20 protein-coding genes are annotated in these 23,891 nt (G+C 72.6%); 11 read left to right on the top strand and 9 right to left on the bottom strand.

All coding sequences use genetic code 11. The annotated features are described in order from the left end of the window. The first annotated feature begins 35 nt into the window (after positions 1–35). Together ACFULQ_RS26160 and ACFULQ_RS26155 are read left to right on the top strand one after the other, a co-directional pair. Positions 36–425, top strand: coding sequence for a hypothetical protein (locus ACFULQ_RS26160; protein WP_383547857.1), 390 nt, complete (start codon positions 36–38; stop codon positions 423–425). 110 nt (positions 426–535) lie between these two features. Then, complete coding sequence (locus ACFULQ_RS26155; protein ID WP_383547854.1) at positions 536–1,957, top strand: S28 family serine protease; 1,422 nt, start codon at positions 536–538, stop codon at positions 1,955–1,957. A 25-nt stretch (positions 1,958–1,982) separates the two neighbouring features. Here ACFULQ_RS26155 and ACFULQ_RS26150 read toward each other — a convergent pair whose 3' ends face one another. Further along, positions 1,983–2,624 (bottom strand): hypothetical protein, encoded by a 642-nt coding sequence (locus ACFULQ_RS26150; RefSeq protein WP_383547851.1) that lies wholly within the window; start codon positions 2,622–2,624, stop codon positions 1,983–1,985. Positions 2,625–2,758: 134 nt separating this feature from the next. Further along, the gene (locus ACFULQ_RS26145) at positions 2,759–4,555 is read right to left on the bottom strand and encodes a glycoside hydrolase family 3 protein (protein WP_383547849.1); all 1,797 of its coding nucleotides are present in this window, start codon (positions 4,553–4,555) and stop codon (positions 2,759–2,761) included. 447 nt (positions 4,556–5,002) lie between these two features. Between ACFULQ_RS26145 and aroA the strand changes: the two genes are divergently transcribed. Beyond that, positions 5,003–6,274: a 3-phosphoshikimate 1-carboxyvinyltransferase gene (aroA, locus tag ACFULQ_RS26140; protein ID WP_383547847.1), complete on the top strand. Its 1,272-nt coding sequence runs from the start codon at positions 5,003–5,005 to the stop codon at positions 6,272–6,274. 273 nt (positions 6,275–6,547) lie between these two features. Here aroA and ACFULQ_RS26135 read toward each other — a convergent pair whose 3' ends face one another. Continuing rightward, on the bottom strand, positions 6,548–7,504 hold the full coding sequence (locus ACFULQ_RS26135; protein WP_383547845.1) for a LysR family transcriptional regulator: 957 nt from the start codon (positions 7,502–7,504) through the stop codon (positions 6,548–6,550). A 51-nt stretch (positions 7,505–7,555) separates the two neighbouring features. Here ACFULQ_RS26135 and ACFULQ_RS26130 point away from each other — a divergent pair, with 51 nt between their 5' ends. Beyond that, on the top strand, positions 7,556–8,131 hold the full coding sequence (locus ACFULQ_RS26130; RefSeq protein ID WP_383547842.1) for an RBBP9/YdeN family alpha/beta hydrolase: 576 nt from the start codon (positions 7,556–7,558) through the stop codon (positions 8,129–8,131). Here the strand turns inward: ACFULQ_RS26130 and ACFULQ_RS26125 are convergent. The 5 genes from ACFULQ_RS26125 to ACFULQ_RS26105 all read right to left on the bottom strand — a co-directional run bounded on the left by ACFULQ_RS26125 (position 8,115) and on the right by ACFULQ_RS26105 (position 13,627). After that, the gene (locus tag ACFULQ_RS26125) at positions 8,115–9,371 is read right to left on the bottom strand and encodes an MFS transporter (RefSeq protein WP_383547840.1); all 1,257 of its coding nucleotides are present in this window, start codon (positions 9,369–9,371) and stop codon (positions 8,115–8,117) included. The genes ACFULQ_RS26130 and ACFULQ_RS26125 overlap by 17 nt on opposite strands. A gap of 200 nt (positions 9,372–9,571) precedes the next feature. Then, positions 9,572–10,372 carry a sugar phosphate isomerase/epimerase family protein gene (locus ACFULQ_RS26120; RefSeq protein WP_383547837.1) on the bottom strand — a complete coding sequence of 267 codons (801 nt, stop codon included), beginning with the start codon at positions 10,370–10,372 and terminating at the stop codon, positions 9,572–9,574. A 575-nt stretch (positions 10,373–10,947) separates the two neighbouring features. Beyond that, positions 10,948–11,925, bottom strand: a complete 978-nt coding sequence (locus tag ACFULQ_RS26115) for a GNAT family N-acetyltransferase (protein WP_383547835.1) — start codon at positions 11,923–11,925, stop codon at positions 10,948–10,950. 76 nt (positions 11,926–12,001) lie between these two features. Next, positions 12,002–12,598, bottom strand: a complete 597-nt coding sequence (locus ACFULQ_RS26110; protein ID WP_383547932.1) for a dihydrofolate reductase family protein — start codon at positions 12,596–12,598, stop codon at positions 12,002–12,004. Between the two features lie 225 nt (positions 12,599–12,823). Then, positions 12,824–13,627 (bottom strand): DUF4253 domain-containing protein, encoded by an 804-nt coding sequence (locus ACFULQ_RS26105; protein WP_383547832.1) that lies wholly within the window; start codon positions 13,625–13,627, stop codon positions 12,824–12,826. A 345-nt stretch (positions 13,628–13,972) separates the two neighbouring features. Here ACFULQ_RS26105 and ACFULQ_RS26100 point away from each other — a divergent pair, with 345 nt between their 5' ends. Both ACFULQ_RS26100 and ACFULQ_RS26095 read left to right on the top strand, forming a co-directional pair. Further along, complete coding sequence (locus ACFULQ_RS26100; RefSeq protein ID WP_383547829.1) at positions 13,973–15,154, top strand: 4-hydroxybenzoate 3-monooxygenase; 1,182 nt, start codon at positions 13,973–13,975, stop codon at positions 15,152–15,154. A 172-nt stretch (positions 15,155–15,326) separates the two neighbouring features. After that, the gene (locus tag ACFULQ_RS26095) at positions 15,327–17,048 is read left to right on the top strand and encodes a methyltransferase (protein ID WP_383547826.1); all 1,722 of its coding nucleotides are present in this window, start codon (positions 15,327–15,329) and stop codon (positions 17,046–17,048) included. Positions 17,049–17,450: 402 nt separating this feature from the next. On the opposite strand, the gene ACFULQ_RS26090 is transcribed toward ACFULQ_RS26095, so the two are convergent. Beyond that, positions 17,451–18,497 carry a LacI family DNA-binding transcriptional regulator gene (locus ACFULQ_RS26090; RefSeq protein ID WP_030314288.1) on the bottom strand — a complete coding sequence of 349 codons (1,047 nt, stop codon included), beginning with the start codon at positions 18,495–18,497 and terminating at the stop codon, positions 17,451–17,453. Between the two features lie 288 nt (positions 18,498–18,785). Here ACFULQ_RS26090 and ACFULQ_RS26085 point away from each other — a divergent pair, with 288 nt between their 5' ends. The 5 genes from ACFULQ_RS26085 (at position 18,786) to ACFULQ_RS26065 (ending at position 23,851) form a co-directional block, all read left to right on the top strand. Beyond that, positions 18,786–19,943 (top strand): Gfo/Idh/MocA family protein, encoded by a 1,158-nt coding sequence (locus ACFULQ_RS26085; RefSeq protein WP_383547822.1) that lies wholly within the window; start codon positions 18,786–18,788, stop codon positions 19,941–19,943. Next, positions 19,940–21,094, top strand: a complete 1,155-nt coding sequence (locus tag ACFULQ_RS26080) for a dihydrodipicolinate synthase family protein (RefSeq protein WP_383547820.1) — start codon at positions 19,940–19,942, stop codon at positions 21,092–21,094. The genes ACFULQ_RS26085 and ACFULQ_RS26080 overlap by 4 nt, the downstream gene beginning before the upstream one ends. Before the next feature lie 32 nt (positions 21,095–21,126). Continuing rightward, positions 21,127–21,924 (top strand): sugar phosphate isomerase/epimerase family protein, encoded by a 798-nt coding sequence (locus tag ACFULQ_RS26075; protein ID WP_383547930.1) that lies wholly within the window; start codon positions 21,127–21,129, stop codon positions 21,922–21,924. 294 nt (positions 21,925–22,218) lie between these two features. Next, the gene (locus ACFULQ_RS26070; RefSeq protein WP_383547818.1) at positions 22,219–23,229 is read left to right on the top strand and encodes an ArsR/SmtB family transcription factor; all 1,011 of its coding nucleotides are present in this window, start codon (positions 22,219–22,221) and stop codon (positions 23,227–23,229) included. A gap of 190 nt (positions 23,230–23,419) precedes the next feature. Next, positions 23,420–23,851 carry a hypothetical protein gene (locus ACFULQ_RS26065; protein ID WP_383547815.1) on the top strand — a complete coding sequence of 144 codons (432 nt, stop codon included), beginning with the start codon at positions 23,420–23,422 and terminating at the stop codon, positions 23,849–23,851. Positions 23,852–23,891: the final 40 nt, after the last annotated feature.

The raw sequence follows: 23,891 nt of genomic DNA, 5'->3' as shown, positions 1-23,891 counted from the left end.
CACCTGTACGCCCAAGAGCTGCGGGAGGGACGGCAGTGAAGAGTGGAGCGATACGGCGGCTGGCCGTGGGGCTGGCCGTCGTGACCGTGTCCGGGGTGCTCGGGATGGCCGTGCCGGGGCAGGCGCAGGCCGCTTCCGGCTCGTGCGAGGGACGGAAGGTGAGGTCCTTCCCGTTCTCGACCGGCACCGTGGAGGTGTACAAGCGGCGCGGCTACCTGTGCGCGATCACCGTGTCCGAGCGACCGGGCGTGCGGCAGCACATGAGGGTGTACCTGCGCGCGTACGCACTCCAACCGGTCGAGGACTCCGGGCAGTACAGGTTCCACGCCGGTCCCGTCACGGTGCACGCCGGACAGCGCAAGGTGTGGATCAAGGGCGCGGTGGGGCGCGGGAAGTTCGACACCGACGGCTGGATCCGCCTCTGACGCACAGATTTCTCACAGGGTTTTCCCCATCGAGGCCTCATCTCCCCTGGTGCGGACCGGACTTGCGCCGCTAGCGTCCGGCGCAGATCTGTACTCACAGGGGAGGGTGCATGCACAAAGCGCTCAGATGGCTGCTCACACTGGTGGTGCTCATAGGCACCGTCAGCACGGCGGGCGCGGCGACCGCCGCCGAGTCCGGGCCGACCGACATCAAGGACAGGCTGCTCTCCGTCCCGGGGATGAGCCTCATCGAGGAGAAGCCGTACACCGGCTACCGCTACTTCGTCCTCAGCTACACCCAGCCGGTCGACCACCGGCACCCGTCCAAGGGCACGTTCCAGCAGCGGATCACCGTGCTGCACAAGGACGTCAGCCGGCCGACGGTCTTCTTCACCGGCGGCTACAACGTCTCCACGACACCCCGCCGCAGCGAGCCGACCCAGATCGTGGACGGCAACCAGGTCTCCATGGAGTACCGCTTCTTCACGCCCTCCAGGCCCGACCCGGCCGACTGGTCCAAGCTCGACATCTGGCAGGCCGCCAGCGACCAGCACCGCATCTTCAAGGCGCTGAAGAAGATCTACACCAAGAACTGGATCTCCACCGGCGGCTCCAAGGGCGGCATGACCGCCACCTACTACGAGCGCTTCTACCCGCGCGACATGGACGGCGTCGTCGCCTACGTCGCCCCCAACGACGTGGTGAACAACGAGGATTCGGCCTACGACCGGTTCTTCGAGAAGGTCGGCACCAAGGAGTGCCGCGACCGGCTGAACGCGGTGCAGCGCGAGGCCCTGGTCCGGCGCGAGTCCCTGGAGAAGAAGTACGCCGAGTACGCGGCGGCGGAGGGCTTCACCTTCACCACCGTCGGCAGCCTGGACAAGGCCTACGAGGCGGTCGTACTCGACTACGTGTGGGGTTTCTGGCAGTACAACCTGCTGGCCAACTGCGGTGACGACGAGCTGATCCCGCCGAACGCGAAGACCGCGACCGACGACCAGATCTGGACCTCGATCGACACGATCTCCGGGTTCTCCTTCTACACCGACCAGGGCCTGGAGCCGTACACGCCGTACTACTACCAGGCGGCCACCCAGCTCGGCGCGCCGACGATCGGCTTCCCGCACATCGAGAAGAAGTACATCCGCTACGGCTACCAGCCGCCGCGCACCTTCGTGCCGCGCAGCATCCCGACGAAGTTCCAGCCGTACGCGATGCGGGACGTGGACAACTGGGTGCGGCACAACGCCCGGCACATGCTGTACGTCTACGGCCAGAACGACCCGTGGGGCGCGGAGCGGTTCCGCGTCGACAAGGGGGCCAAGGACGCGTACGTGTTCACCGCGCCCGGCATGAACCACGGGGCGAACGTGGCCGGTCTGGTCGCCGACCAGAAGGCCTTCGCCACCGCACGGATCCTCGACTGGGCCGGCGTCTCCGCCACGGCCGTGTCCGAGGCCAAGCCGCTGGCGAAGTTCGACACGAAGCTGGACGTGCGGAACGTGGCGCGCGAGCCGGCGCTGCGTCCCTGATCCGCCCGCTGCGCCCGGCCGGGGTTCACAACGGCCGGGCGCAGCCCACCGGACGGGCGCCGCCGAGCTGGACGTACAGAGCCGTCGACAGCGGGCACTGGGCGCGCTCGGCGACCGCCTTCACCACCTGGTACTGCGGCTTCTTCGCGCCCTTGCCGTCGCACGCGGTCTCGCGCACCTGTCCGTCGCCCGAGCCGTACACACAGTCCCCGACGATGGTCCGGGGCCCGCCCCCGCCGCCGGGATCACCGGGATGCGGCGGCTGGAGGTTGCGCATACAGGCGTACCCCTGGGGCACCGCCCCGTCGCCGTCCTCGTCGGAGATCTGGCTCTGCTCACTGATGTGCAGCACGAAGTCGGTGGTCGCGGGGCACGCCGGCCCGTCGGCCGTGGTGCCGTCGTGCCGGGCCACGACCCGGGCCGCGGCCCGCTCACTGGTGCAGGGCACCTCGGTGAAGCTGGACTTGCCGAAGGAGCTGCACTCGTCGACCGCGAGGAACACCGCGCCGAATCCGGAGGCCCGGGTGGCGGACGGCGAGAGCGGGACGGTGGCACTGGGCCCCTCGCCGTTCTCCCCGCCGGCCGCCGACTGCGTACATCCCGTCAGCAGGGCGGCGAGCAGTGCCGTCAGTACGCACACCACCCCCGCGGAACACTTCTCGCGCATCGCAATCCCCCCGGACTACCCCCGCTGTCCAGCGTGACCCGTCGCGGCGGGGCCACGCCAGACGTGTGGGGTCCTTTGCGCCTTTCGGGGGTGTTGTGCGGGTTGTGAGGCGTACGGGAACTACGCCCGACGCGCTATCGGCCGTACGACAGCCCGTACCCGACCGGGTACAGCACCTTCGCCGGATCGTCGGCCCGCTGCACCGGCACGGGCAGCCTCCCGCGCGGCGCCGCCCGCCCGGCGATCACCCGCGCGGCCGCGCGCAGTTCGACGTCGGTCCAGGAGTAGGTCGCCAGGTACGCCGGTACGGTCGGCAGCCGGGCCACGTCGTAGGGATTGCGGATCGCGATCGCCACCACCGGCTTCCCCAGCGCCACCAGCTGCTCCACGAGTGTCTGCTGAGCGGCCGTGAGGTTGTACGTCCCGACGAGCACCGCGTCCGCGTCCCGTGCCGCCGCCAGCGCCTGGGCGACGACCGCCGCCGAGGGGGCCGTACCGGTCGACAGGGCGGTCGCCGTGAAGCCGAGCTCGGTCAGGGCGGCGGCGAGGACAGCGGTGGGCGGGCCCGTCGTGCCGGAGGGGGAGGCGGGGTCGGCGCCCAGCACGAGCAGCTTGCGGTGGGTGCGCCGGGACAGCGGCAGCAGCCGCTTCTCGTTGACCAGCAGGGTCGTGGTGCGCTCGGCGATCCGGTCGGCCGCGGCGAGATGGCCCCGGGTGCCGACGCTCCGGGTCACCCCGGCCTGGCTGACGTACGGCTCCTCGAACAGCCGCAGCCGGGCCTTGAGCCGCAGGATCCTGAGGAGCGACTCGTCGAGCCGCGCCTCGGTGAGCTCTCCCTCCCGTACGGCCCTCAGGACCGCGTTCCACGCCACGTCCAGGGAGGGCGGGTTGAGGAGCTGGTCGACACCGGCCTTGAGGGCGAGGACGGGGACGCGGTCGTCGCCGTACTTGGTGCGCACGCCCTCCATGCCGAGGGAGTCGGTCACGACCACGCCGTCGTAGCCGAGTTCGCCGCGCAGGATGCCGGTGAGGATCGGGCGGGAGAGGGTGGCCGGGTCGCCGGAGTCGTCGAGGGCCGGGAACTGGATGTGCGCGGTCATGATCGAGTCGATGCCCGCGCGGATCGCGGCCCGGAAGGGCACGGCGTCGAGCTTCTCCCACAGTTCGCGGCTGTGGGTGATGACCGGGAAGCCGTAGTGGCTGTCGACGGCGGTGTCGCCGTGTCCCGGGAAGTGCTTGGCGGTCGCGGCGACCCCGGCGCCCTGGTACCCGGTGACCTCGGCGGCGACGAGAGCGGCGGCCTTCTGCGGGTCGGCGCCGAAGGAGCGGACGCCGATGACGGGGTTGGCCGGGTTGACGTTGACGTCGGCGACGGGGGAGTAGTTCTGCCGGATGCCGATCGCCCTGAGCTCCTGCCCGGCGATCCGGCCGAGGGCGCGGGCGTCCCCCCGGGGACCGCCCGCGCCCATGGCCATCGCGCCCGGAAACAGGGTGGCGGGCTCGCCGACCCGGCAGACGATCCCGTGCTCCTGGTCGGTGGAGACCAGGACGGGCAGTCCGCGCGGCTGCTCCAGTGAAGCTCGCTGGATGCCGTTGGAGAGGTCGGCGATCTGGTGCGGATCACGGGTGTTGTGCGCCCAGGTGAAGTAGATGATCCCGCCCACCCGGTACTTCGCGATCATCTCGGCGGCCGTGCGGACGCCGATCTCCTGGAGGTTGGCGTCGATGTCGGCCTGGTCGGGGGCGGTGGCGGAGTGGCCGTAGACCCGCATCACGAAGAGCTGGCCGACCTTCTCCTCCAGGGTCATGCGGGAGATGAGGGAGCGGAGCTTGCTGTCGTCCTTCTTTGCGTCCGCGTGGGCGGCCCCGCCGATGGCGAGAGCCGAGGTGACCCCCGCCGTGGTGGCGAGGACGGTACGTCTGGAGGGCACGTGCGCTCCTTCCGGAGGTGATCCACTGAAGGAAACTTCCGAGAAGTCACCAATATCCGGGAAGTTTCTGCCAGTCAAGGGAGCGCACAGTAACGCGGTTCAGGGCTTTCGCCCGGCAAGGGCGCCGCCATCGGCGCTGTGGAGGGGGGCGCGCCGATGGCGGCGTGTGCTGCCGGCCGCAGTACGGAGGAGAGGGTTGGTCAGCGTTCGCAGCCAGCAGCGAGGCCGACGCCGCACAGCGGTGACTCTCCGGCAGCTTGCGGGTTGGACGGACGGGGGCGGGCCGGGGTTCCCGGCTGGACCCCGATTGCCGGAAGTTGGTGGGGCCGGGGCGGGTGCGACGCATGAGCCGACGAGCCGGGCTGACGGTCCGGGGGAGGGGGCGGGGTGGGTCCAGTTCGTGGACGGGTCGGCGTTGGGGTGGGGGGCGGGGCGATCATGAGGGGTATGCCCGTCGATACGTCCGCCCCGCGGTCCCTGTCCCTCTCCCTCCCCGGCTCGAAGTCCATCACCGCCCGCGCCCTCTTCCTGGCCGCCGCGGCCGACGGGGTGACCACCCTGGTCCGCCCACTCCGCTCGGACGACACCGAGGGCTTCGCCGAGGGCCTGGCGCGGCTCGGCTACCGGGTCGGCCGTACCCCCGACGCCTGGCAGGTGGACGGCCGCCCGCAGGGACCGGCGCTCCCCGAGGCGGACGTGTACTGCCGGGACGGCGCGACGACGGCCCGTTTCCTGCCCACCCTCGCCGCGGCCGGCCACGGCACGTACCGCTTCGACGCGTCCCCGCAGATGCGCCGCCGCCCCCTCGCCCCCCTGAGCAGGGCCCTGCGCGACCTGGGCGTGGACCTGCGGCACGAGGAGGCGGAGGGCCACCACCCCCTGACCGTGCGGGCGGCGGGAGTCGACGGCGGCGAGGTGACGCTGGACGCCGGCCAGTCCTCCCAGTACCTCACCGCGCTCCTGCTGCTGGGCCCCCTCACCCGGCGGGGCCTGCGGATCCGCGTCACGGACCTGGTCTCGGTGCCGTACGTCGAGATCACGATCGCGATGATGCGGGCGTTCGGGGTGGAGGTGACCCGCGAGGGCGACACCTACGTCGTCCCCCCGGGCGGCTACCGTGCCACGACCTACGCGATCGAGCCGGACGCGTCCACGGCGAGCTACTTCTTCGCGGCGGCGGCGATCACCCCGGGCGCCGCGGTGACGGTGCCCGGGCTCGGCGCGGACGCGCTCCAGGGCGACCTCGCCTTCGTGGACGTACTGCGGCGGATGGGCGCGGAGGTGACCGTCGGCGCGGACGCCACCACGGTCCGGGGGACCGGCGAACTGCGCGGCCTGACCGTCAACATGCGGGACATCTCGGACACCATGCCGACCCTCGCGGCGATCGCCCCCTTCGCCTCCGGGCCCGTCCGCATCGAGGACGTCGCGAACACCAGGGTCAAGGAGTGCGACCGTCTGGAGGCCTGTGCGGAGAACCTGCGGCGGCTCGGCGTGCGGGTGTCCACGGGCCCGGACCGGATCGAGATCCACCCGGGCACGGCCCCCTCGCCCACGACGGAGATCAGCACCTACGGCGACCACCGCATGGTCATGTCCTTCGCGGTCACTGGCCTGCGGGTGCCGGGCATCTCCTTCGACGACCCCGGATGCGTACGGAAGACTTTCCCCGCTTTCCACGAGGCGTTCGCGGACTTGCGCGGGCGCCTCGGAAGTTGACACCGCGATGGGAGGACCCCGTGCTCTTGCGTGACGTCACCGTCGACGACGTGGACGCCCCTGTCCGGATGCGGTGCGATCCGGTGATGATGGCCGGGCTGGGCGGGCCGTTGCCGCGGGAGGAGGCGGCCGCCGACCAGTCGTGGATCCCGGGGACGGAGCACTCTCCGAGATCGGCTGGATGGTGCTGCCGGAGTTCCAGGGACGCGGCCTCTTCAAGCGAGGTCGACATGCTCTTCGCGGGTCGTCTCCTGCGCAGCAACCACTGGACGATCACACCGCCCGGTCGCTGAGGCCAGCCAACTCCCTCCCCGAGAGCCGTAGTTGGTCCAGGATCGTGGCCAGTACCGGATCGCCCTCCGCCCCCGTCCGTACCGCCGCGAAGACATGGCGGGACGGCGGCGCCGGGTCCCGAGTCGTCAGCAGGGTCAGGTCCCGGTGGGCGTACGCCGGGCGGACCAGGCGTGGGACCAGTGCCACTCCCTGTCCCGCTTCCACCAGCGCCGCCAGCGCGCCCCAGTCGTTCACCGCGTGCCGGATGTCCGGTGTGAAGCCGGCCGCCGCGCACACCGACCGCGCCACCGCCCCGACACAACTGCGCGTGTCCCCCACGATCCAGGCCTCGGAGGCCAGTTCGCGCAGGGCGACCCGGCCGCGCCCCGCGAGGCGATGGCCCGCCGGGACGGCGATGTCCATCACGTCGGTGAAGAGCTCGGTGCGGCGGTAGCGGCCGTCCGTGTGCGCGGGCGCCGCCGCGAAGTGGACCGCCACCGCCACGTCCACCTGGCCGGCGTCCAACGCCGTGAACAGATCCGGCGGTTCGGACTCGACCACGTCGACCCGGACCCGCGGCAGCCGCTCCGCCAACGCCCCCAGCACGCCCGGCAGCAGCCCGAGGATCCCGCTCGACAGACAGCCGATCGTCACCGACCCCCGCCCGCCCTCCCCGTACCCCGCCAAGTCCGCCCGCGCCCGCTCCAGTTGGGCCGCGATCACCTCGGCGTGAGCCAGCAGCACCCGCGCCTGACCGGTCAGCCGTACCCCCCGGCCGTCCTTCTCCGTCAGCGGTACGCCCGCCTCCCGGGCCAGCGCCGCGATCTGCTGCGAGACCGCGGACGGGGTGAGGTGCAGCGCCCGAGCCGTCCGCGCCAGCGTGCCCCGGCGCTGGAGCTCCCGCAGGACGGTCAGCCGCCGCAGGTCGATGGTGAAGGACTCGCTTACCTGATCCACCGTGAAAGATTAACTGGACCTGACGGCACGGGGTCGGAAACCATCGGCCCCATGACCGCCTACCTCATCCTGCACGGCTGGCAGAACCACCGGCCCCCACAGCACTGGCAGCACCGGCTCGCCGACCGTCTCACCGGCCTCGGACACCACGTCGACTACCCCCAGCTTTCCGACCCCGACGACCCCGACCTCGACACCTGGCTCACCGAACTCACCCGGCACCTCGCCGAACTGCCCGCGGGTGAGCGTGTGGTCGTCGCCCACAGCGCCTCCGCCCTGCTGTGGCTGCACGCCGTCGCCCGCGGCCTCCCCGGTCCCGACGGCGTCGACCGGGTGCTGCTCGTCTCCCCGCCCTCCGGCTCGGTGCTCGCCGGTCTGCCCGAGGTCACCGCGTTCACCGCGCCCGCCCTGGACTTCACGCTCCCCGGGCCCACCCGCCTGGTCGCCGGCGACGACGACCCGTACTGCCCGGAAGGCGCGCGGGAGACCTTCGCCGACCCCCTCGGCATCCCCGCCGACATCCTCCCCGGCGCCGGCCACCTCGACCTGGACGCCGGCTACGGAGAATGGCCCGCCGTCCTGGAGTGGTGCCTGGACCCCGAGGCGCCGATCACGCCTCGTCGGTAGCCGGCAACGCCTCGTCGGTAGCCGGGACCGCCCGCAACTGCGGTGTGCTCGCGCCCACGAACCCCACCGCCGCCACACACAGCAGCCCGCCCGTGATCAGCGCGGTCGCCCCCGAGCTCCAGCCCGCCACCAGGCCGGCGCGCAGGTTGCCGAGGTGCGGGCCCGCCTGGCCGACCATCGTCTCGGCCGCCGTGACCCGGCCGAGCAGGGCGTCGGGGGTGCGGGTCTGGACGAGGGTGGTCCGGGAGAGGACCGCGAGGGCGTCCGCCGCGCCCGCCAGGGCCAGCAGGGCGAGGCCCGCCCAGGCACTGGTCGTCAGTCCGAACACGGCCAGGGCCGCGCCCCAGGTCGCCGACGCGCACAGCATCACCGGGCCGGGGCGGGCGAGGCGGGTGACCGGGCCGGAGAAGACCGTCGCGGCGACCCCGCCCACCGCGAGCGCGGACAGGAACAGGCCGAGTGTGCGGGGGTCGCCGCCGAAGCGTTCGTCGTTGACCAGCGGGAACAGGCTCGCCGGCATGGACAGGACGGTGGCCGCCAGATCGGTCAGGAGCGCGCCGCGCACCACCCGGTGGCCGGTCAGGAAGCGCAGTCCGTCCAGGATGCCGTGCACCCCCGGCCGGGACTTCTCGCCCTCGGGCGGCAGGGCGGGCAGTCCGTAGGCGCCGTAGAAGGACATGGCGAAGCTCAGGGTGTCCAGCAGATAGCAGACGCCGATGCCCCACCAGCCGAGCACCACCCCGGCGACGGCCGGGCCGACCAGCATCATCGCCTGGCCGGTGACCCCCTGGAGGGCGAGACCGGCGGCCACCTGCTCCTTCGGCAGCAGCCGCGGCACGAACACGCCCGCGGCGGGCGCGCCGAGCGCGGCGAACGACGTCTGTACGGCGACCAGCAGCAGGACGACGGCCACCGGCGCGTGCCCGGCGAAGCCCTGCACGGCCAGCAGCAGGGAGCAGACCGCGGAGCCGACGGTGCCGGTGAGGTACACCCGGCGCCGGTCGGCCCGGTCGACCCAGGACCCCGCGAACAGACTCACCCCGACCATCGGCACGGCCTGCGCGACACCGACCGCGCCGCTCCAGACCGTGCTGTGGGTCATGTCCCAGACCTGGTACATGACGGTGACCATGGTCATGAAGGTCCCGAGCGTGGACACCGTGCGCCCGAACAGCAGCCGCCGGAAGACCGGTGAGGTGCGCAGGGGCCGTACATCGAGGAACGTACGGCTGAGACTCATGACAGGGGGACCGGGGGAGGGGCTGGCTGATGCACCCGGGGACGCTATCGGGAGCCCGAGCCTTCAGCCACCGAATTACCGGCCGCCCGTCAACGCGAAAGCCGGCGCCCTGTCCGCGCTGCCCGACGCACCGGTCGTGACGGACGACTCCGGTGCGCGGGGGCGGATGTGGCGCCGGCCCAGGTCCCGCTTCGGTCCGGCTACGCCGCGTCGTTGAGGAGGCGGGCCAGGTGTTCGCGGCCCGGGCCCAGGAGGTCCTCCAGCGGGGCCGCCTGCTCGTACCACCGCTTCTCGTACTCCCAGCACAACCAGCCGTCCCAGCCGTGCCGGGAGAGGACCTCCACGCACTCCGCGAGCGGCAGGACGCCGGCGCCGAGCCCGACCGGGGTGGTGTCCTCGGCCGAGGCGATGTCCTTGACCTGGACGTATCCGAGGTGCGGGGCGAGTGCCGCGTAGGTCTCGGAGGGCTGTTCGCCGCCGAGCCAGGTGTGCATGACGTCCCAGAGCGAGCCGACCTGGCGGTGGCCGACCGGGCCGAGGACACGGATCGCGTCCGCGCCGGTGCGGTGCGAGTCGTGGGTTTCGAGGAGGATCCGTACGTCGAGGTCGCCGGCGTACTCCGCGGCCGTGCCCAGGCGCCGGGCGGCCGTGGCGTCGGCCTCCTCGCGGGGCTGGTCGGAGGCGGCGCCGGGGAAGACCCGTACGAATCCGGCGCCGAGGTCGCGGGCGAGGTCGAGGAGGCGGTGGATCTCCTCGACCACGGGCTCGTCGTCCCCGGGCGCCGCCACTCGCGCGTACCCGGCGAGCCCCAGCACCTCGACGCCGGCCGCCTTGAACTCGGCCACCGCGTCGGCCCGCTCGGCGAGCCCGATACCGGGGTGCACCGGCTCCTCCGGATGCGCGCGCAGTTCGACGCCGTGATAGCCGTACGCGGTCGCAAGCCGCAGCACGTCGGCGAGGGGAATTCCGGGAACACCGAGAGTGGAGAACGCCAGTTTCATGCCCCCACTCTCACCCCCTGAAGACCCCGAGGTCCACCCCGACCACGCACCCCCGACGGGCCCGCGCAGCTCATGTACCCGGTGATCCACGGGGCAGTCATGCGTTGCTCACGGGCCTTGCGGGGGCGGGGCCCGGGTAGCTCACGCGCGAGGTTGCTTGCGGCGGTCGGACCAGGGTGGCTCACGCGCGGAGTTGCCTACGACGGCCGATGCCGTGCAGCCCCCTCCGGTCGCCTACGACGATCAGGCCCACGTAGCTCACGCGCCCCCGCCCATCGGCGCCGCCCCTCACTCGCTGAGCCGGAGCCGGAGCCGGCGTCGACCCGACTCGCTCACGCGCCCATGCCGACCGGCCCACCTCGATCACTCATCCGCGCCCGCGCCGGTCGGCGACGCCCCCTGGCTAGTCGCGCTCTCGCGGCTCCAGCTCGCCTCTGCGACTTGCTGAGCTGCCACAGACTCGGCCCGCCCGCTGACTCGCTGAGCCGGAACCAACTCGGCCCACCCTCTGACGCCCTGAGCCGACACCAACCCGCCCCCCTCACTCACCCGCCCCGGTCAGCGGCGACGCCCCCTCACTCACCCCCACCCCGCCCCTCCGTCAGGTTCAGGTGCCAGTCCTGGCCGTTCAGGTCCTTGCCGAAGGAGCGGTGGGGTTTTTCGGCGGTCAGGACGAAGCCGTGGCGCTGGTAGAGGCGTCGGGCGGCGGTGAGGACGTCGTTGGTCCACAGGACCAGGTCCCGGTAGCCGACCCCGCGCGCGAAGTCGACGACGGCCGACACCAGCCGGTCCCCGATGCCCAGCCCGCGCGCGTCCGGCTCGACGAGGAGCAGCCGCAGCCGCGCGGTCGCAGGGGCCTCGTCCCGTACGCACATCACGCACCCCACCGCCCGCCCGTCCAGCTCGGCGATCCAGACCCGCTCCAGATGCGGATCGTGATCCTCCGCGAAGTCGGCGACGATCCGGGCGACCAGCCCCTCGTACGCGGCGTTGAACCCGTACTCGGCGGCGTACAGAGCCGCGTTGCGGGCCACGATCCAGCCGAGGTCACCCGGGCCGGGCTCGCGCAGCAGGACGTCCTCCCGGCGATGGGGGTCCCCCCGCTCGAGCGAAGCCGAGAGTGGGGGAGGACGGCCGTCGGACAGCAGGGTGCGGACGGTGTGCATCGCCTCGGAGAGCCGGGGCCGTTCCGCGGCCGGCACCGTCGCGAGCAGCGCGCCCACGGATTCGTCGGCCCGTTCGGCGAGCAGCGCGGCGGTCTCCCGGCCCTTGGAGGTGAGCGTCACCCGCACCCGGCGCGGGTCCTGTCGGGAAGCCGTCCGCTCGATCAGCCCGTCCCGCTCGAACTTGTTCAGGATCCGGCTCAAGTACCCCGCGTCCAGCGAGAGTTCACCCCGCAGGTCGGCCGCGTCGGTACGCGGCGAGTGCGCGAGCTCGTACAGCACGCGGGACTCGGTGAGGGTGTAGGGGGCGTACAGCTGGCGGCTGTAGTCGAGGGCGCCGATGACGTTGGTGTAGAAGCGGTTGAAGGCGCGGATGTCCTGGACGGTCATGGTCGGTCGACCCCCGGATGTTTGACTCAGTCAGAGATGCTGCCGGACTGAGCCTAGGACGCCCGCGCCCCCGCGGCTACCCCTCGTCGGCGGGCCGGTACACGCACACCTGCACGCCGGTCTTCCCGCTGACGGTCGACACCAGCTCGAACGGCCGCTTCGCCCCGTCCTGCGGGAAGATGGACTTGCCGCCGCCGAGCAGCACCGGCATCACGATGAGCTGGAGCTCGTCGACGAGCCCCTCGCTGATGAGGGTGCGCACCAGCGTGGGGCTGCCCATCATCGCCAGGTCGCCCCCCTCGGTCTCCCGCAGCGCGCGGATCCGCTCGACGGCCTCGGAACCCGGGATGCGCTCGGTGTTGTTCCAGGTCAGCTCGTCGTCGCCGAGGGTGTCCGTCACGACGTACTTCTTGAGGGAGTTCAGCCGGTCGGCGAACGGGTCCCCGGCCCGCTCGGGCCACGCCCCCGCCATCGTCAGGTACGTCCGCCGCCCGTACAGCAGCGCCTCGGCCCGCTCCATCCCCTCGCCGAACGCGGGACCGAGCACCTCCTCGTCGAAGTACGGGTGCGACCAGCCCCCGTGCGCGAACCCGCCGTCGGTGTCCTCCTGAGGGCCGCCGGGCGCCTGCACGACCCCGTCCAGACTGATGAACTCACTGACCACGATGCGCATGGGACTCACTCCAGTTCCTTGTCGTGTCCCGCTCGGGTGATGACGGCAGTGCAGACCGAGGTGGGGCGGAAAAATCATCGGTACGGGCTCGTCGGAGCGGGTGCGCGGCCGCGGAGACCCCTCGACGGGGGCGAGCCTACGGCCGGGTGCGAACCCTGTCCCCCGGAACGCGGCGCCCCGGTTCCGGCCCCGCCGGCGCCCCGTCCGCCCCCCTCCGGCCCCCTCTCAGTCCCACCAGAACCGCCACTCCGTGCGCCCCACGAGCCCGCGCGCGTACTCCGGGAACGGGGTCGGCGGATCGTCCACGATGTTGTCCGCCGTGGAGAGCACGTGCTCCAGCGCCAGCCGCTCCGCGTCCCCCACGTCGAGCGGCGGCCACGCGACGGACACCTGCACCTCCCCGCCGTACGCGGCGACGACCCGAGCCCCGAACCGCTCCTCCCAGCTCCGCAGCAGGGCGGTCAGCAGCGGAACGGGCGCCCCGTGGTCCCACCCGACCAGCGCCGGGACGTCGGCGGAGCGGCGGGCGGGGACCAGTGCGAGCCCGAGGCCGGGGGCGTACCTCCCGTGGCACAGCTCGACGGCGACGCGGGCGGCCGTCTCCGCGGGGTCCGGCCCGGTGCCGATGCCCGGCCCCGCGGGCGCGAGCCCCGGCCAGCTCTCGAACGGAGGCCCCGGATCGTGCGGCCAGGGCTCGACGTCGTCCAGAGCGTCGTCCAGAGTGTCGTCCGGCGAGGGCGGGGAGGCCGGGGCGGTCCACCACGGCAGCCGCTTCTCCCGGTACGCGGCGAAATCGGCCGCGAGAACCTCTTCAAGGCGTACGGCGTCGGCGGCGGCCGGCGTCTCGGGCGTGCCGTGATCCCCCGGCCAGCACAGGTGGGGCTGCAACCCGGTGGCCGGAGCCTGCCGGAGCACATCGGCCCACAACTCCTCCAGTTGATCGGGCAGTTCGTCGGAGAACCAGACCTCCGCGGATCCTCGCCGCTCGAATCGTCCCGAAGTCAGCCCGGCGGGCAGGTGAAAGACCATGCCGGGACGATAGGGCCACCCACTGACAACGACCTGCTCCCCGTGCCGTCCGACGCCCCCGCGGCGGACCGCAACCCGTGGGCGAGCCGTCGTGCGCCGGTGGAACAGGTGGTCGGAGCATCTTCGATACGCGCGCGCCCGTATTCCTCGAACGAGTGAAACGGCGTCCATCTGGCGTGCGGTCGGTGTCGGAGCCGTCCCAGGTCGGGGGCGGTCGGCCGCGTCAACCACGCGCCGTGCCCACCCATTTGGGCCAATGCCTCGTATCCACCCGTTCTCCACATCTTGCTTGAATCCTCCCGGATCTTCGAAGAGGCGGGGAGCAAGGTGGAAAAACGGTCCTCCATGGGTGGGGCGACAGTGCTGATCGTCGGTGCCGGACCCGCCGGGCTGGTGCTCGGGAACCTGCTGCTGGCAGCCGGTGTCGACTGCCTGATCGTGGAGCGGCGCAGCCGTGCGCACGTCGAGCGGCGGGCCCGGGCGGGGTTCCTCGCGGCGGCCGCGGTCCGTGTCCTCGTCGACAACGGCCTCGGCACCGGCCTGCTCGCCCGCGGCAAGCGCCACGACACTTGCGTCTTCCGTACCGAGCGGGGCGAGTTCGCCCTCCGCTACGGCGGTCTCGGCCGGGAAGAGGCCCACACCGTCTACCCCCAGCAGGACCTGGTGGCCGACCTGGTCGCCGAGTTCCTGCGCCGCGGCGGCGACCTGAGGTTCGGCACGCCGGTGAGCGAGGTGGGCGGCCTGGACGGCGACCGGCCCTGGCTCCTCGCGCACCGGGAGGACGGAACGCCGTACCGTCTGACGGGCCGGTATGTCGCCGGATGCGACGGCCGCCACGGGGTGTGCCGCCGCAGGCTTCCGGCCGGCGCGGTCCGCACGCACCGGCGGCGGCACGGGGTGTCCTGGCTCGCCCTGCTGGTCGAGACCCCACCCGCCCTGCCCGCGGTCACCTACGCCGTCCACGACCGGGGTTTCGCCGGCCACATGGCCCGCACCCCCTCCGTCACCCGGTACTACCTCCAGTGCGAGCCGGACACGGACCCCGGCTCCTGGAGCGAGGCGGCCGTCTGGGCGGAACTCGACCTGCGCATGCGGGCGGAACGGTTCGGCCCGCTGCGCCGGGGCCCCGTCCTGGAGCGTGCCGTGGTCGACCTGGAGTCCGACGTGCTGGACCCGATGCAGTACGGGCGCCTGTTCCTCGCCGGGGACGCGGCGGGCCTGATCAGTCCGTCCGCGGCCAAGGGCGCCAATCTCGCCGTACTGGCGGCCGACACCCTGGCGCGTGCCTTCGCCGCCGCGCTCCACCAGGGGGACGAGGAGCCGCTGGCCCGCTACTCGGCCACCTGCCTGCCGAGGATGTGGCGGGCCCAGGAGTTCTCCCACTGGATGATCGGCCTCCTGCACGCCCCCGCCGGGGACGACGAGGAGTCCCGTTTCCTCCGCGCCCTGCGCGACTCCCGCCTGGAGAACCTGCGCACGTCCCTGCCCCAGCAGCACTCCTTCGCCGAGAACTACGTCGGGATCTAGGAGCCCGGGCGACTGCCGTTCCGGGTTTCCGCTCGCCGGGGCCGTGTTCACCGGGGGTCGCGCAGAGGCCGTACGCCGTATGCCGACGCCGTAGACCAACCGGCTGCCGCACGCCCATGCCTCCTTTCCATGTCCCACAACCCTCCCCACCCAAGAGGACGGATCCCCACCCATGCATGACCTGTCGGCACCGGAGCGCTCGCTCCCCCCGGCGGACCTCGACCGCATCGAGCAGGCGGCCGAGTTCGTCCGCAGCAACGACACGGCCGGCGCCCTCGACCTCCTGCTGCCGGACCTGACCGCCGAGGAGCGGCAGGCGCTCGGCGGGTCGTTGCGGCTGGCCCACACCGCCCTGCTGGTCTTTCCCCGGACGCTCGCCGGCCTGCGCGAGGAACTCGCCGAACGGGGCCTGCGCGCCGGCGAGCCCACCCCGAGCGTGGTCGTCCGCGGCCGGCTCGCCCGGCGGCACGGCCGGCCCGCCGGCACCCTGCCGGTCGGCATCCTCAGGGCGTCGGTGCCCGACACCCCGGACGGGCGTGGCGAGATCGAGATCTTCGCGCTGGAGCTGGAGGTGCCGCACGGCTCGGACCTCGCGACCCTGGCGGCGGCCGAACGCGCGACCGACGACGAGGCCCACATCGCGTTCGAGGTCGTGGAGCCCACGCCGGTGGTCCTGCACGGCCTGACCGCCCTGCTGCTCGACCGGGCCGGCGCCCTCGCCGACAGCGGCGGTCACAACCCGCACGAGAACTCCACCGTGCTCTACTTCCGCGCGGGCGAGCGCCGCATCGAGCTCTACGTCCCCGGCCGGCACCCGGAGCTCCTCGCCGGCCACCTGCGCCGCTCGGCGCAGGGGCGGTCACCCGGCGCCGACGGGTACGCGCCCGCTGCCGGGGACCGTCCCCGGGACCGGCTGCTGCACCTGATGACGGGTGCCTGGACCACCCAGGCGATCGCCGTGGCCGCCGAACTCCGGCTCGCCGACCACCTGGACGCCCACCCCGGCGCCGGCCTCGCCCTCCTCGCCGAACTGACCGGCAGCCACGCCGACAGCCTCGGCCGGCTGCTGCGCCACCTCGCGGGGCTCGGTCTGGTGGCGGTGGACCCCGAGGGGTCGTACCACCTCACGGAGCTGGGCGAGCCGCTGCGCACCGGCACCGCCGAGTCCTTCCAGCCGCTGGCCCTGCTCTACGGCGGCCCGTTCTACCGCTCCTTCGGCGCTCTCGCGCACTCCGTGCGGACGGGGGAGGAGGCGTTCGCGCGGGTCTTCGGCGAGCACCACTTCCCCCACTTCGCGCGCCACCCCGAACTCGCCGACCTCTTCGACCGGGCCATGGCGGCCAGTGCGCCCATGTTCGCCCCCGTGGCCGGACTGGTGGACCTCTCCGCCCACCGGGTCGTGGTGGACGTCGCCGGCGGCAACGGCGAGCTCCTCGGGCGGCTGCTGCGCGCGGCCCCGCACCTCAGCGGTGTCCTGCTGGAGCGGCCGCACGCCGTCGAGGCCGCGGAGAAGGCCTTCGCGGAGGCCGGCCTGGCCGGCCGCTGCCGGTTCGTGGCGGGGGACTTCACGTCCGGGGTCCCCGAAGGCGGCGACCTGTACGTGCTGTCCCGGGTCCTGCACGACTGGGACGACGAGCGCTGCCTGACGATCCTGCGCCGCTGCGCGCAGGCCATGGCCCCCGGCAGCGAACTCCTGCTGATCGAACGCCTGTTGCCGACGGACGCCCGTCTCTCCCTCGCCGTCGCCTGGGACCTGCACATGCTGTGCAACGTGGGCGGCCGCGAGCGCACGGCGGACCACTACCGCCAACTGCTGAACGAGGCAGGCTTCGACTTCGCCACCTGCCACGAACTCCCTTTGCAGGCAGCACTGTTGCGCTTCAGGAGGCGCTGACGAAAGCCAACTCCCGCTGACCCGGGTCAGCTCAGCCGTACCGAAGCCGGCTCAGCCCAACCGAAGTCCACTCACGCCCAACCGAAGTCACCTCACGCTCGGCCGAAGTCGGCGCCCGCGCGGCCCGCACCCGCGCTCACCCGCACGTCTCACGCCCGGCCCGCACCCGCGCTCACCCGCACGTCTCACGCCCGGCCCGCACCTGGGCTCACCTGCACGTCTCATGCCCGGCCCGCACCCGCGCTCACCCGCCACGTCTCACGCCCGGCCCGCACCCGGGCTCACCACCAGTCCTGGCCCGCCCGCGCGCTCACGACTTGCAACCCGTCCCCCGCCCGACCCGCACGCGCGCTCACCACCCGCAACACGTCCCCCGCCCGAGCGCCCCCCCGCACACACCCGTCACCCCCGAGGCACCCCGGACGACCCCCGCACCATCAGCTCCCCCCGAACCGTCGCGATCCCCCCGGGCGGCGGCTCCTCCCGCCCCATCGCGATCCGCCCCGCCCGGGCCCCCGCCTCCGCCAACGGCAACCGCACCGTCGTCAGGGCGGGCACCGCGTCGATGCTGAACGGCAGGTCGTCGAACCCGGCGACCGAGACGTCGTCCGGAATCCGCAGCCCGGAGTCGCGCAGCGCCGCGCACGCCCCCAGTGCGACGGAGTCGTTCGCCGCCACCACGGCCGTCAGTGACGGGTCCCGCCGCAGCAGCTCCAGCGTGGCCTCGTACCCGGACCGCCGGTCGTAGCGGCCGTGGACCGTCCAGCGGGGGTCCTCCTCGATCCCGTGCGCCGCGAGGGCCGCCCGGTGCCCCTCCAGGCGGTGCCGGGTCGTCGTCCGCTCCTCGGGTCCCGCGATGTACCCGAGCCGCCGGTGCCCGAGCCCGATGAGGTGCTCGGTCAGCTCCTTGCCCCCGCCCCGGTTGTCGAAGGTCAGCGCGATCGCCCCGGTCTCCGGCGACGGCGGCCGCCCGCACAGCACGATCCGCGTCCCCGCGTCCGCCAGCTTCCGCAGCTTCGCCGCCATCGCGGCCTGGTGCGGCGCGTCCTCGACCGCGCCACCGGTGAGGACGACGGCCGCCGCCCGCTGCCGCTGGAGCAGGGTCAGATACGTCAGCTCGCGCTCCGGAGAACCACCTGTGTTGCAGACCACACCCAGCCGCTCCCCGCCCGCGCGCCCGCCCGGGCCCCCGATCTCGGACTGGATCGCCCCGGCCATGATCCCGAAGAAGGGGTCGGCGATGTCGTTCACGAGGATCCCGACGAGGTCCGAGGTGGCGGCGGCGAGCGCGCTCGCCGGACCGTTCAGCACGTAGTCCAGCTCGTCCACGGCCCGCAGCACCCGCTCGCGCGTGGACGCGGCCACGGGGTAGTTCCCGTTCAGTACGCGCGACACCGTCGCGGGGGAGACCTGGGCGCGGGCCGCCACGTCCGCCAGGGTCACCGTCATCTCGTCGTCCTCCGGTCGCGCGCCTCGGCGTGCCTCAAGGGTCGCCTCGGCGCATCTCAGTCGTACTCCGTCGTACACGCGGACCCCCAGGGCCCGGTTCCGAGCCGACCTTAAGCCCCCGACCCCGAGTTGTTCGCCCCCTCGAACAACTCACCCCCGCTGCGCTCTTGTCCAGACCGCTGGTGAGAGGCTAGCTTCTTCTTGGATAGAAAGCGCTTGCTGTAACGCTCATCGGTGGAGCGTGCGCGGCGCGGACAAACCGCGTACGACTCCTACGAAGGGAATGACGTGACACGCAAGACGGTGCGTATCGCCATGAACGGTGTGACGGGGCGCATGGGCTACCGCCAGCACCTGGTCCGCTCCATCCTCGCGATCCGGGAGCAGGGTGGCCTCGACCTCGGTGACGGCACGGTGCTGTGGCCCGAGCCGATCCTCGTCGGCCGCCGCGAGCACGCCCTCAAGGCCCTCGCCGAGCAGCACGGCCTGCGCCTGGACAACATCTCCACCGACGTGGACGCGGTCCTCGCCGACCCGACCGTCGACATCTACTTCGACGCCCAGGTCACCTCCGCGCGCGAGGAGTCGATCAAGAAGGCGATCGCGGCCGGCAAGCACATCTACACCGAGAAGCCCACCGCCACCGGCCTGGACGGCGCCCTGGAGCTGGCCCGTCTCGCGAACGCGGCCGGCATCAAGCACGGCGTCGTCCAGGACAAGCTCTTCCTGCCCGGCCTGCTCAAGCTGAAGCGCCTCATCGACGGCGGCTTCTTCGGCCGGATCCTCTCCATCCGCGGCGAGTTCGGCTACTGGGTCTTCGAGGGTGACTGGCAGCAGGCCCAGCGCCCGAGCTGGAACTACCGGGCCGAGGACGGCGGTGGCATCGTTGTCGACATGTTCCCGCACTGGGAGTACGTGCTCCACGAGCTCTTCGGCCGCGTGAAGTCCGTCCAGGCGCTCACCGCCACCCACATCCCGCAGCGCTGGGACGAGGACGACAAGCCCTACGACGCCACCGCCGACGACGCCGCCTACGGCATCTTCGAGCTGGACGGCGGCGCCATCGCCCAGATCAACTCCTCCTGGGCCGTCCGCGTCAACCGCGACGAGCTCGTCGAGTTCCAGGTCGACGGCACCGAGGGCTCCGCCGTCGCCGGTCTGCGCAACTGCCGCGTCCAGCACCGCAGTGCCACCCCCAAGCCGGTCTGGAACCCGGACATCCCCGCCACCGAGGTCTTCCGCGACCAGTGGCAGGAGGTCCCGGACAACGCCGAGTTCGACAACGGCTTCAAGGCCCAGTGGGAGCTCTTCCTCAAGCACGTCTACGCCGACGCCCCCTACCAGTGGGACCTCCTCGCCGGCGCCCGCGGTGTCCAGCTCGCCGAACTGGGCCTGAAGTCCTCGGCGGAGGGCCGCCGTCTCGACGTACCGGAGATCTCGCTGTGACGATCCAACTCCCCACCGGAGACGGAGGGTTCAAGGCGTACGAACCCCGCCCCGAACCCCTCGCCGTCACCACCGGCTCGCCCTTCACCTCCCGTACGGTCTTCTCGGCGGCCCATGTCGTCGCCGACCCGTTCGCGGACGTGTCGCCGGACTCCCCGGCCGCCGTCGACTGGGACGCCACCCTCGCCTTCCGCCGCCACCTGTGGTCGCACGGGCTCGGGGTCGCCGAGGCGATGGACACCGCGCAGCGCGGGATGGGCCTGGACTGGGCGGGCGCGGCCGAGCTGATCCGGCGCAGCGCCGCCGAGGCCAAGGCGGTCGGCGGGCTCATCGCCTGCGGCGTCGGCACCGACCAGCTCACCGGACCGGCCACCCTCGCCGAGGTCCGGGCCGCCTACGAGGAGCAGCTCGCCCTCGTCGAGGAGTCCGGCGCCCAGGCCATCCTGATGGCCTCGCGGGCCCTCGCGGCGGCGGCCAAGGGCCCCGAGGACTACCTGGAGGTCTACGGCCACCTCCTGCGCCAGTCCGCCGAGCCGGTGATCCTGCACTGGCTGGGCCCGATGTTCGACCCGGCCCTGGAGGGCTACTGGGGCTCCTCCGACCTGGACGCGGCGACCGACACCTTCCTGGAGGTCATCGCCGCGCACCCCGACAAGGTCGACGGCATCAAGGTCTCGCTCCTGGAGGCGCAGCGCGAGATCGACATCCGGCGCCGGCTCCCGCAGGGCGTGCGCTGCTACACCGGTGACGACTTCAACTACCCCGAGCTGATCGCGGGCGACGAGAAGGGCTTCAGCCACGCCCTGCTCGGCATCTTCGACCCGCTGGGCCCGCTCGCCGCCGAGGCGGTCCGGGTGCTGGACACCGGGGACGCCAAGGGCTTCCGTGAACTCCTCGACCCCACGGTCGAGTTGTCCCGGCACCTCTTCCAGGCGCCGACCCGCTTCTACAAAACCGGCGTGGTCTTCCTCGCCTGGCTGGCCGGCCACCAGTCGCACTTCACGATGGTCGGCGGCCTCCAGTCGGCCCGCTCCCTGCCGCACTTCGCACGCGCCTACGAACTCGCCGACGGCCTCGGCCTGTTCCCGGACCCGAAGCTGGCGGAGGAGCGCATGAAGACCCTGCTGAGCCTGTACGGGGTGAACCAGTGACCGGCGACCTCTCCCGCTTCTCCATCAACCAGATGACGGTCAAGCAGCTGTCGCTGCCGGAACTGGTCTCCGCCTGCGGCGAGCAGGGCATCGGCAACCTCGGCCTGTGGCGGGAGCCCGTCCAGTCGTACGGCGTCGAGGAGACGGCCAAGCTGGTCCGCGACGCGGGGCTGACCGTCACCACGCTGTGCCGGGGCGGTTTCTTCACGGCGATCGACCCGGACGAGCGGGCCGCCGCCCTCGCCGACAACCGGCGCGCGGTCGACGAGGCGGCGACGCTGGGCACCGACACCCTGGTCCTGGTCTCCGGCGGCCTCCCGGCCGGCTCCAAGGACCTGCACGGCGCCCGTGAGCGCATCGCGGACGCCCTGGCGGTCCTGGGCCCCTACGCCGAGGAGCACGGGGTGAGGCTGGCCATCGAGCCGCTGCACCCCATGTACGCCTCCGACCGCTGTGTGGTCTCCACGCTCACCCAGGCCCTCGACCTCGCGGAGCGCTTCCCCGCCCACCAGGTCGGCGTCACGGTGGACACGTACCACATCTGGTGGGACGACAACGCGCCCGCGCAGATCGCCCGCGCCGGCGCCGGCGGCCGTATCCACACCTTCCAGCTCGCGGACTGGACCACCCCCCTCCCGGAGGGTGTCCTCAACGGCCGCGGCCAGATCGGCGACGGCGCGATCGACATGCGTCAGTGGCAGCGGTACGTCGAGGCGGCGGGTTACACCGGCGCGATCGAGGTCGAGCTGTTCAACGACGCGCTGTGGGCCCGGGACGGGCGCGAGGTGCTCGCCGAGACCGCGGAACGGTTCGTGGCCCACACCCTCTGAAGCGGGCCGGGCGTTTCGAAGGGGCCCGGTCGACGACCGGGCCCCCTCGGGTTTCCCCTCCCCATCAGCACCCCTGCGATCCCCCCAGATCCCCCTCCACGAGTCCTGATGCCAAGTACGACCCGCGAGGCCACGAGAGGGTTGCACGGGTTCAGCGACTTTTTCCGCAGCGCTTTCGCGGGGCCGGCGGTGACGGAGGGAAGCGGCCGAATCCGTATGTTGCCCGTGTGACGTCCGAGGCCCCAGGCTGCTCCCTGCCGAGCACGACTTCCGACGCTCCTGGGGGACCGTTCCGTGCTGCGCATCCACTTCACGCCCGATGATCTGACCCGCATCAGGGTGGCGAGTACACCGGACCCGCTCTGGGAGACCGCGTTCAGTCTGCACCGCCTCCAGACCACCCAGGGCCGCTGGGCCTACGCGGACTGGCACCGCGGCACCGTGGCCACGCTCACCGGCACCAGGCTGGGCGCCGCCGTGCGCGGACTGCTCATCCCGGTGCTGCCCCGGGCCCGCTACTGGCCCGACTTCCTCACCCCGGCCGAGGGCGCGGACGGGCTGGAGGCGGGGCTGGCCGCTGTCCGGGACACCCCGCCCGAGCGGGTCCTGTACGAGATGAGGCTGCTGGCCCGGAGCAGCGGCGCCCCCGACTGGGCGCCCGCGCTGGCGGAGCATGACCGGCGGAACGAACTCGTGCGAGTCCTGCGCGCCTACCACGACACCGTTGTCGCACCCCACCTCGACCGGATCTGCGAGTCGCTCGCCGGGGAGCGCGGCCTGCTCGCCCGTTCGACGCTCAACGGGGGCGTCGGCGACCTGCTCAACGGCCTCTCGCCCGCCATGCGCTGGTGCCCGCCCGTGCTCCACGTCGACTACGTCGAGGACCGCGACCTCCACCTCGACGGACGGGGCCTGCGCCTCGTCCCCTCCTACTTCTGCTGGAAGGCACCGGTGTCCCTGGCCGACGGCACGCTGAGACCGGTGCTGGTGTACTCCGTGCAGGACGTCCGGCCACCCGCCCCCGCCGCACCTGACGCCGCTCTCTCGGCGCTGCTGGGCCGAACCCGGGCCGCCGCGCTGCGGGCCGTGGCCCACGGCATGACCACCTCGGAACTGGCCCGCTCCCTGGGCGTGTCCCCGGCCACGGCCACCCACCACACCACGGTGCTGCGCGACGCCGGCCTGAGCACGAGCCGGCGTCTCCAGAACACCGTTCTGCACACCCTCACCCCGCTGGGTGCGGCGATGCTGCGCCGCCCGTCCCCGGCCGGGCGCGCGGACGCGGCGGTCCCGAGCGACTTTTAGTCACCGGCGCTCGGGACCACAGGCACCGTCCGGCTCATGGACCCTGACAGCCCCACCCGTCACACCGGAGCGACGAACTCCGCTGTCCCGCCTGCGATTTTCGAGACTGTTCGAAGGTCGTGGTCCGAACCGGCCCGCGCTGCGACTGTTTCCGGCGGCACCACCACCCACCACCAGAGGGGAACCCCGCATGCCGAACAGAGACCGCAGCCGCCGGGCCGTCGTCGCAGGAGCACTCGTGTTCGTCTCCGCCGCGACCGGCATGGTGCTCGCCCCCGCCGCCTCCGCGGCCCCCCAGGCCTGCACCGCCTCGTCGCTGACCACCGGCGAGTACGAGAGCCAGGGCACCGTCCGCAACAAGTCCGCCACCAGCTCCTGCGGCGACCTCAACCTGACCTACTCGTTCAACACCACGTCCCGCACCTACGACTACTACGCGGGCCGGCTGCGCCGCTCCGACGGCACCTGGTTCACCTGTGCCAAGCGCTACGTCCAGGCCTACGACGGCAGCCACAGCATCAACGACTCCACGTACTGGCTGTGCACCGACGTCAACGACAACACGCCGTTCAGCGTGGCCAGCCTCCTCGAGGGCGGCGACAACGTCACCATCACCCACTGACCTCGACTCCCGGTCCCGGGGTGCCGCGGCCCCCCGGCCC

This window comes from Streptomyces sp. NPDC057253 (assembly GCF_042669125.1).
GTDB lineage: Bacteria > Actinomycetota > Actinomycetes > Streptomycetales > Streptomycetaceae > Streptomyces.
This window is presented reverse-complemented; position numbering and strand designations above follow the sequence as displayed.

What these genes read in the sequence shown, in the direction of transcription:
- ACFULQ_RS26155 (WP_383547854.1), top strand. Translation starts at nt 536, where the DNA reads ATGCACAAAGCGCTCAGATGGCTGCTCACACTGGTGGTGCTCATAGGC.
- ACFULQ_RS26150 (WP_383547851.1), bottom strand. Translation starts at nt 2,624, where the DNA reads ATGCGCGAGAAGTGTTCCGCGGGGGTGGTGTGCGTACTGACGGCACTG.
- aroA (WP_383547847.1), top strand. Translation starts at nt 5,003, where the DNA reads ATGCCCGTCGATACGTCCGCCCCGCGGTCCCTGTCCCTCTCCCTCCCC.
- ACFULQ_RS26130 (WP_383547842.1), top strand. Translation starts at nt 7,556, where the DNA reads ATGACCGCCTACCTCATCCTGCACGGCTGGCAGAACCACCGGCCCCCA.
- ACFULQ_RS26125 (WP_383547840.1), bottom strand. Translation starts at nt 9,371, where the DNA reads ATGAGTCTCAGCCGTACGTTCCTCGATGTACGGCCCCTGCGCACCTCA.
- ACFULQ_RS26120 (WP_383547837.1), bottom strand. Translation starts at nt 10,372, where the DNA reads ATGAAACTGGCGTTCTCCACTCTCGGTGTTCCCGGAATTCCCCTCGCC.
- ACFULQ_RS26115 (WP_383547835.1), bottom strand. Translation starts at nt 11,925, where the DNA reads ATGACCGTCCAGGACATCCGCGCCTTCAACCGCTTCTACACCAACGTC.
- ACFULQ_RS26110 (WP_383547932.1), bottom strand. Translation starts at nt 12,598, where the DNA reads ATGCGCATCGTGGTCAGTGAGTTCATCAGTCTGGACGGGGTCGTGCAG.
- ACFULQ_RS26105 (WP_383547832.1), bottom strand. Translation starts at nt 13,627, where the DNA reads ATGGTCTTTCACCTGCCCGCCGGGCTGACTTCGGGACGATTCGAGCGG.
- ACFULQ_RS26100 (WP_383547829.1), top strand. Translation starts at nt 13,973, where the DNA reads ATGGGTGGGGCGACAGTGCTGATCGTCGGTGCCGGACCCGCCGGGCTG.
- ACFULQ_RS26095 (WP_383547826.1), top strand. Translation starts at nt 15,327, where the DNA reads ATGCATGACCTGTCGGCACCGGAGCGCTCGCTCCCCCCGGCGGACCTC.
- ACFULQ_RS26090 (WP_030314288.1), bottom strand. Translation starts at nt 18,497, where the DNA reads ATGACGGTGACCCTGGCGGACGTGGCGGCCCGCGCCCAGGTCTCCCCC.
- ACFULQ_RS26075 (WP_383547930.1), top strand. Translation starts at nt 21,127, where the DNA reads ATGACGGTCAAGCAGCTGTCGCTGCCGGAACTGGTCTCCGCCTGCGGC.
- ACFULQ_RS26065 (WP_383547815.1), top strand. Translation starts at nt 23,420, where the DNA reads ATGCCGAACAGAGACCGCAGCCGCCGGGCCGTCGTCGCAGGAGCACTC.